The 6,892-nt window shown below is 39.7% G+C and carries 6 protein-coding genes and 1 pseudogene; all 7 read left to right on the plus strand.

What is annotated here, in order from left to right; genetic code table 11:
• Window positions 1-7 precede the first annotated feature (7 nt).
• Window positions 8-520: a YcgN family cysteine cluster protein gene (locus tag B2R65_RS00155; RefSeq protein ID WP_286739923.1), complete on the plus strand. Its 513-nt coding sequence runs from the start codon at window positions 8-10 to the stop codon at window positions 518-520.
• Complete coding sequence (locus B2R65_RS00160) at window positions 520-1,032, plus strand: RNA methyltransferase (protein WP_286739924.1); 513 nt, start codon at window positions 520-522, stop codon at window positions 1,030-1,032. The genes B2R65_RS00155 and B2R65_RS00160 overlap by 1 nt, the downstream gene beginning before the upstream one ends.
• A 90-nt stretch (window positions 1,033-1,122) precedes the next feature.
• The gene (locus tag B2R65_RS00165; protein ID WP_273603512.1) at window positions 1,123-2,010 is read left to right on the plus strand and encodes a substrate-binding periplasmic protein; all 888 of its coding nucleotides are present in this window, start codon (window positions 1,123-1,125) and stop codon (window positions 2,008-2,010) included.
• An 84-nt stretch (window positions 2,011-2,094) separates the two neighbouring features.
• Entirely contained in the window at window positions 2,095-3,348 is a 1,254-nt protein-coding gene (locus tag B2R65_RS00170; RefSeq protein WP_055254170.1) for a sugar MFS transporter, read from the plus strand.
• A gap of 247 nt (window positions 3,349-3,595) precedes the next feature.
• A complete protein-coding gene (locus B2R65_RS00175; RefSeq protein WP_286739928.1) occupies window positions 3,596-5,485 on the plus strand; it encodes a methyl-accepting chemotaxis protein in 1,890 nt (629 codons plus the stop codon).
• A 3-nt stretch (window positions 5,486-5,488) separates the two neighbouring features.
• Window positions 5,489-6,586, plus strand: coding sequence for a GGDEF domain-containing protein (locus B2R65_RS00180; RefSeq protein WP_286739930.1), 1,098 nt, complete (start codon window positions 5,489-5,491; stop codon window positions 6,584-6,586).
• Window positions 6,583-6,892 (plus strand): annotated as a pseudogene (locus B2R65_RS00185) (DsbA family protein); the annotation flags it as partial. The gene B2R65_RS00180 and the pseudogene B2R65_RS00185, both read left to right, overlap by 4 nt.

The raw sequence follows: 6,892 nt of genomic DNA on the forward strand, positions 1-6,892 counted from the left end.
GTAAATTATGTTTGATCAAGAGTTAGCAAATACACAGTTTTGGCTTAAAAAAATCTTAGCCGATATGAACCAAAACGAATGGGAAGCGATTTGTGATGGTTGCGGAAAATGCTGTTTAAATACCTTTATTGATAGTGAAGATGAAGACGAATTTACCGCCACCGATCAACTACGTGAAGGTGAAGAGCTTATTTTCACCAACATTGTTTGCCAATACCTTGATAACAATACCTGTGGTTGTAGCGAGTACGAAAACCGCCAAACGCTGGTCCCTTCTTGCGTTAAACTGACCAAAGCCAACCTTAAAGATATCTTTTTTATGCCGCAAAGCTGTAGTTATCGCCGTCTCTACGAGGGGCGAGGTTTAGCTTCTTGGCATCCGCTATTAAATCAGGGTGACAAAACCCAAATGCATGCGCTTGGTATTTCTGTTAAAGATAAAACCGTAAAAGACTGTGACGTAAAGCTCGATGACTTTGATTTATACATTGCTGAGTGGCCAACAAAGGATTGCGATTAATGAGCGAGTTTAAGGCTGTAATAGGTTTAATTAACCCAAAAAGCCCGACAAATGTTGGCGGCGTTTTACGTGCCGCGGGTTGCTATGACGCTAAACAAGTATTTTTTACCGGTAGTCGCTACTTAAATGCTAAAAAGTTTCATACCGATACTAAAAATGTTGTTGAACGTATTGCACTTACCGGCACTGATAACTTACTCAGTGTAAAACCTGAAGGCGCAAAGGTTGTGGTTATTGAGCTGATTGAAGGCGCCACGGCGTTACCTGATTTTAAACACCCTGAAAACGCATTTTATGTATTTGGGCCAGAAGACGGCTCAGTACCAAAAGAGATTTTAAAATGGTGCGATGAAGTGGTTTACGTGCCTACAATTGGTTGTATGAACCTTGCTGCCACCTGCAATGTGGTACTTTACGACCGTTTAGCCAAACTTGGTGGGGTAGAGAGCTGTGACTCAACTATTATTAATTCTCGCGATACCAATAATAAAATGAAGTGGGTAAAAGCTTAAGCACCCACTGCTGTAATTTTAATTAAAATTTCTTTTACTTTATGTACTAAGTTCTACACTTTAGGAACATATTGTAAATGAAATTTAATTATGCGTTTATTTTTAATCCTCATACTCTTTTCATCTTATTGTTTTGCTGAGGTTCCTGTGACCTACATGCAAGATGATACTCGTCACACTGTAATAGGTGAGCGCTATAAATCGGGTTACCTATTTAGCACGCCAAACAGCAATCAAACAATTCATGTGGTTACATTAGACTGGCCGCCTTACATAGGTAATAAGCTGTGTAACAAAGGCTGGGTATATCAATTTAGTACGGCGATTCTACATAGCGCTGGTTATAGTGCTTATATAGAGTTTGTTCCTTGGGCGAGAGCTGTTCGTTCTGTAGAGCTAGGTAAAGCCGATGTGTTAATGCCAGAGTATTATATTGAAGACACCGCGCCATCTGATTACATAGAAGGTAAAACACGCCGTAAGCTTTTAGGGCTTTCTAATTCGTTTGAAGGCGGTAACATAGGTTTTTTAAAACGCAAAGGCGAGCCCGACAGGTTTAATGGCAATTTAAAGTCGCTTAAAGGCTCGCGTATTGGTGTTGTAAGAGGGTATCAAAATACCCCTGAGTTTGATGCCATGATGGATAACAACGAATTTATCATCATTAATGCCGTTGATGATTTACAGCTGGTAAAGTTACTTGCGGCAAAGCGTGTAGATTTAATTATAGGCGACCCCGCTGTGTTACTTTACTCGGTAAAATATGCCGCTTTACCCGATAGCGAAAAACAGACCCTACTTAGTGCTATTGAACCAGAAAGCAAGGCAATTCAATATAACCCTTTATATTTTGCGATAAGTAAAAAAACACCAAACTGGCTCACTGTATTAGAAGATATTAATACTGCTTTATACAAATTTAAAAATAGCGGCGAAACCCAAAGGATGAAACAGGCCTTATTAAATGAATGTGATTAATTGTAACGTTCCAATTATTTTGTACTTATAATGTGTCGCAAACGTGTAAAATCATTTTCAACTTGTTAATGGAGTGAAAATGACGTGAGTGAAATAAATACCAATCAATCATTTGCGGTCAAAGAGCAACAAAATAAAAATTACCTGTTACCGCTGACTGCAATGACCACACTGTTTTTTTTATGGGGTTTTATTACCGTTTTAAACGACGTACTAATCCCTCGTCTGAAAGGCGTTTTTGACCTAACTTACTTTGAAGCAATGCTCGTACAGTTTTGCTTTTTTGGCGCCTATTTTATTGTCTCTATTCCCGCTGGAATTTTGGTTAAACAATTAGGTTATAAAAAAGGCATACTAACCGGCCTAGTGGTTGCCTCAATTGGCTGTATGTTGTTCTACCCTGCGGTGGTGGTGCATGAATACTGGTTGTTTTTAGGTGCTTTATTTGTACTGGCTGCTGGTGTAACTGTTTTGCAGGTTTCTGCGAACCCGTATGTAGCTGCTTTAGGGCCAGAAAAAACCGCCTCATCTAGGCTAAATTTAGCGCAAGCACTTAATGCCTTAGGGACAACAGTAGGCCCGTATGTTGGGGGTATCCTGTTTTTTGGTACCGCAGGTACATTAGCAGCAAGTGCTGCTACTGCTGAATCTGTAAAAGTACCTTATTTAATGTTAGCAGCGGCCTTACTTATTATTGCTATCGTATTTGCCTTTATTAAGCTTCCTGAAATAGAGGGCCATAAAGAAGAAAATAACCCGGTTAATGAAACTCGCTCACTAACACAGGCACCTCATTTAACAATGGGCGTATTTGCTATATTTTGTTATGTCGGTGGTGAAGTAGCTATAGGTAGTTTTTTAGTTAACTTTTTTGGTGAAGCACATATAGCTGGGCTTGAAGAGCACGCTGCTGCTGCACTGATCAGCTACTATTGGGGCGGAGCAATGGTTGGCCGCTTTATTGGCTCTGCTGCTCTACAAAAAATAGCGCCATCTAAAGCATTGGCATTTAATGCCTGCATGGTAATTGCCTTGTTACTTGTGACTATATTTACGCAGGGCAATGTAGCCCTGTACGCGGTACTGGCCATTGGTTTATTTAACTCAATTATGTTCCCGACTATATTTTCTGTAGCGATAGAGCGCTTAGGCTCATTAACCAGTAAAGGCTCTGGCTGGTTGTGTTTGGCAATAGTAGGGGGTGCCTTGGTGCCGTTATTACAAGGTTACATTGCTGATGTTGTTAATATTCAGCAAAGCTTTTTTGTTCCGCTAGTGTGTTATGTATTTATTGCTTGGTATGGCTTAAACGTGGTTCGTTTAGCTAAAAAGTGGTAAATACCCCCCCGATGAAAGAGCGACTGAATACGTATTCAGTCGCTTTTTTATTAGCATTTTATAGGAACGTTCCAAGTGCGGGTTTGTTTTTTAAAAAGCAGTGGTTTTACAACTGTATAGTGAATAGAGGTGGTTCTTTATTCTTATTTTAAGTACATAACCTGCTTATATACCTCATTAACGACGACATACCTTTAAATTTTTGCTAAAAATATAATTAATAACAAAAAAATAAAAAAGGGCAGTCATGCTTAACTCACTTAAATTCACCTCAAAAGTGACTATTGCAGCATCTATGGTACTGGTTATTGTACTGGGTTTATTTGCTATAAATAATTACATCGCCATGCGTAACCAAACGCAACAGCAGCTCGATTTAGTCCTTAAGCAAAATTCAGAATCTACCTCACAAAACATTGCAAGCTGGCTTAACGCTAAACTCACCATAGTAAAATCGATTGCGCAAACTCATAAAAACAGTGATCCAAAACAGTTAACCCTTGCCCAGCTTAATACTGCTAAATACGCTGGTGGCTTTAAAAATACGTATATAGGTAAACCAAGTGGTTTATTTATACTTAACGATCAAAGCATTTTATTACCTTCTGATTTTGATGCCACCTCGCGCCCTTGGTATAAGTTAGTTGAAAATAAAAGCTATACCGCATTTACCACCCCGTATATTGATGTAACCACCAACGAGCTGACTATATCTGCCGTTGTGCCCATTCAAAGCAATGGCCGCTTTAGTGGTGTAGCGGGTGCAGATATAGACATGCACACAGTAACTGAAATAATTAACGATATTGATTTTTTAGGGTTAGGGTATGCTTTTTTAGTAGATAAAAATGGCCAAGTGCTGAGCCATCCTAATAGCGAACTTAATTTAAAAAACACCGCCGAATTATTTGGCCAACCTACCGCGCTTAATAGCGAATTTACACAATATGATATAGCGGGTGAGCCGCAGTTGATATCGTTTACTAAAATACGTGGCATAGACAATGTTGACTGGTATTTAGGTGTCGTTATTGATAAAAACCAAGCCTATGCAGAGGTGTCTCGTTTTGGTATTAACGCGCTTATTTATATGTTAGTGGGAATTGTGGCCATTATTGTGTTTATGCAATTTTTACTGCGTTACTTAATGCAACCTATGGCGCGCCTAAATGATGCACTAGAAGATATTGCAAAAGGCGAAGGCGATTTAACCAAACGTTTAAAGGTTGAAAACAATGATGAATTTGGCCAAATTAGTCACTCGTTTAACATTTTTATTGAAAAAATTCAGCACTCTATTGAACACGTTAAATTAACGACTGAACAACTCGATAGCGTAATAGCCAGCGTGGTGTCGCAAACACATTCTTCACTAGCCATGCACCATGACCAAACAAAACGTACTGATAGTGTGGCCATGGCGGTTAGTAATTTTTCGCAATCGGCTATGGCTATTGCTAATAACGCCAGTGACGCTTCTGTAATAGCTAAAAATGCAGATGAGCATTCAACACAAAACCAGCAAACCTTATTGCACAGCGTTAATAGTATTCATCAGTTATCAGCCAATATGGAACAAGCGCAACACACTATTAATAGCCTTAACGCGCATACAATTAGTATTGGGCAAGTGCTTGAGGTGATAAAAGGTGTGAGCGAGCAAACCAACTTACTTGCATTAAATGCGGCAATTGAAGCTGCAAGAGCAGGCGAGGCTGGGCGCGGTTTTGCTGTTGTGGCTGATGAGGTACGCCAATTAGCACATCGTACTCAGCAATCAACCCAAGAGATTGAAGATACCGTAGGGCAACTACAAAGAGGCTCAAACCAAGCGGTAGAGCTGATGAAAACAAGCATTCAAGACAGTGAAAAAAGCGTAGAGCACGCTGAAGGTGTGAGCGTGTTAATGGGCCAAATAATAGAGTCAATAAAACAAATTAGCAGTGCTAATCATAGTGTTGCCAATGCCACTGTTGAGCAAAACGACCTTGTTAAAGTGCTCGACGCAGACATTACAAGCATGAGTGAGTTATCGGTACAAAGCCAAGAAAATTTAAAAAACACCCTCAATGAATGTACTAAACTTAAACAACAATTTAGTGATTTAGAGCAAATGGTTCAAAAGTTTAGAGTTTAAAATATGCCAAAAAAATCGGTTACAGGACAAAGTTGGTTAAGCCTTATTAACATAGATAAGGTGTATAGCTCGGATAAACAGCGCCAAGCATTTTCACTATTCACCATGATAGCCATTGCTATTATTGTTATCTCTATGTTGGTGGTGTTTAACTACACGGTGTATTCGCCTATTCTTACCACGTCGTTAATAGCGGTTAATATTACGCTTATTAGCGGCACTTTTTATTTTATAAAAACAGCCAAGCTGGAAATGGTTGCACTTATAAGTATGTGTATAGTGTTTATTATGTGTGTGGCCCTTACGTATACCGGCGGAAAAGAAAATACCGCGCTTTATTGGCTAATGTTTTACCCTGTAGTGTGTTTTGCCTCTTTAGGTGTAAAGCATGGCTGCAGGCTTGGCTTAGGCTTATTACTGTGCTGCAGTGTTATTTTATACGGGCCTGATTTTGGGCAAGTTAACTATGGCGGTATTGAAAAGTCTCGGTTTTTAGCCTCTTTTACACTGGTGTTTATTTTTTCGTTTATAGGTGAATATTTCAGGCATAAAAGTCACCTGGCAATTGCTGATATAACCCTTGCGCAAACGCAAGATGCCTATACAGATCAGTTAACGGGTGGCGCTAACAGGCGTTTCATTACCGCTCACTTTTTAAAATTAGCTGCTAAAACGCCCGAAAACTACCTGCCGTTTTCTATTTTATTACTTGATTTAGATAATTTTAAACGACTAAACGACACCTATGGTCATGATTTTGGCGATACAGTGTTGATAGAATTTACCAAATTACTTGATTCACAATTTCCAAGCTCCGCAGTTAAAGCCCGTTATGGAGGCGAAGAGTTTGTGGTGATTTTACCTAAAGAGACAGCCCCAGTGGCTACAAAATTAGCCGATGATTTTAGACAATGTGTCGCAAAACAAGCTATCTTAACCAGCGATAATAAACGGGTATTTATTACCTGTAGTATTGGTGTGGCACAGGTTGATAATGTGGATCATTACAGCCGTGCACTGAAACAAGCAGATGAATACCTGTACCTAGCTAAAGAGCAAGGGCGTAACAAAGTTGTATCAAATCACACAGGAACACTATGACTCAAACTAAACTTATATATGTACACGACCCTATGTGCAGTTGGTGCTGGGGATATAAACCGACGTGGTTAAAACTAAAAGCCGCATTAGCTTCGCAGCTGACTATAGAATACAAAGTAGGGGGGCTTGCTCCAGACAGCCAAGAGCCCATGCCAGAAAATATGCGCGCCATGCTCCAAAGCACGTGGCATAAAATTAGTGCGATGTTGGGCACACAGTTTAATTTTGATTTTTGGCAGGTTTGTCAACCAAGGCGCTCTACTTACCCAGCCTGCAGAGCGGCGATTATTGCCAGAGCTCATAATA

Source organism: Pseudoalteromonas sp. UBA2102 (assembly GCF_002331165.1).
GTDB lineage: Bacteria > Pseudomonadota > Gammaproteobacteria > Enterobacterales > Alteromonadaceae > Pseudoalteromonas > Pseudoalteromonas atlantica.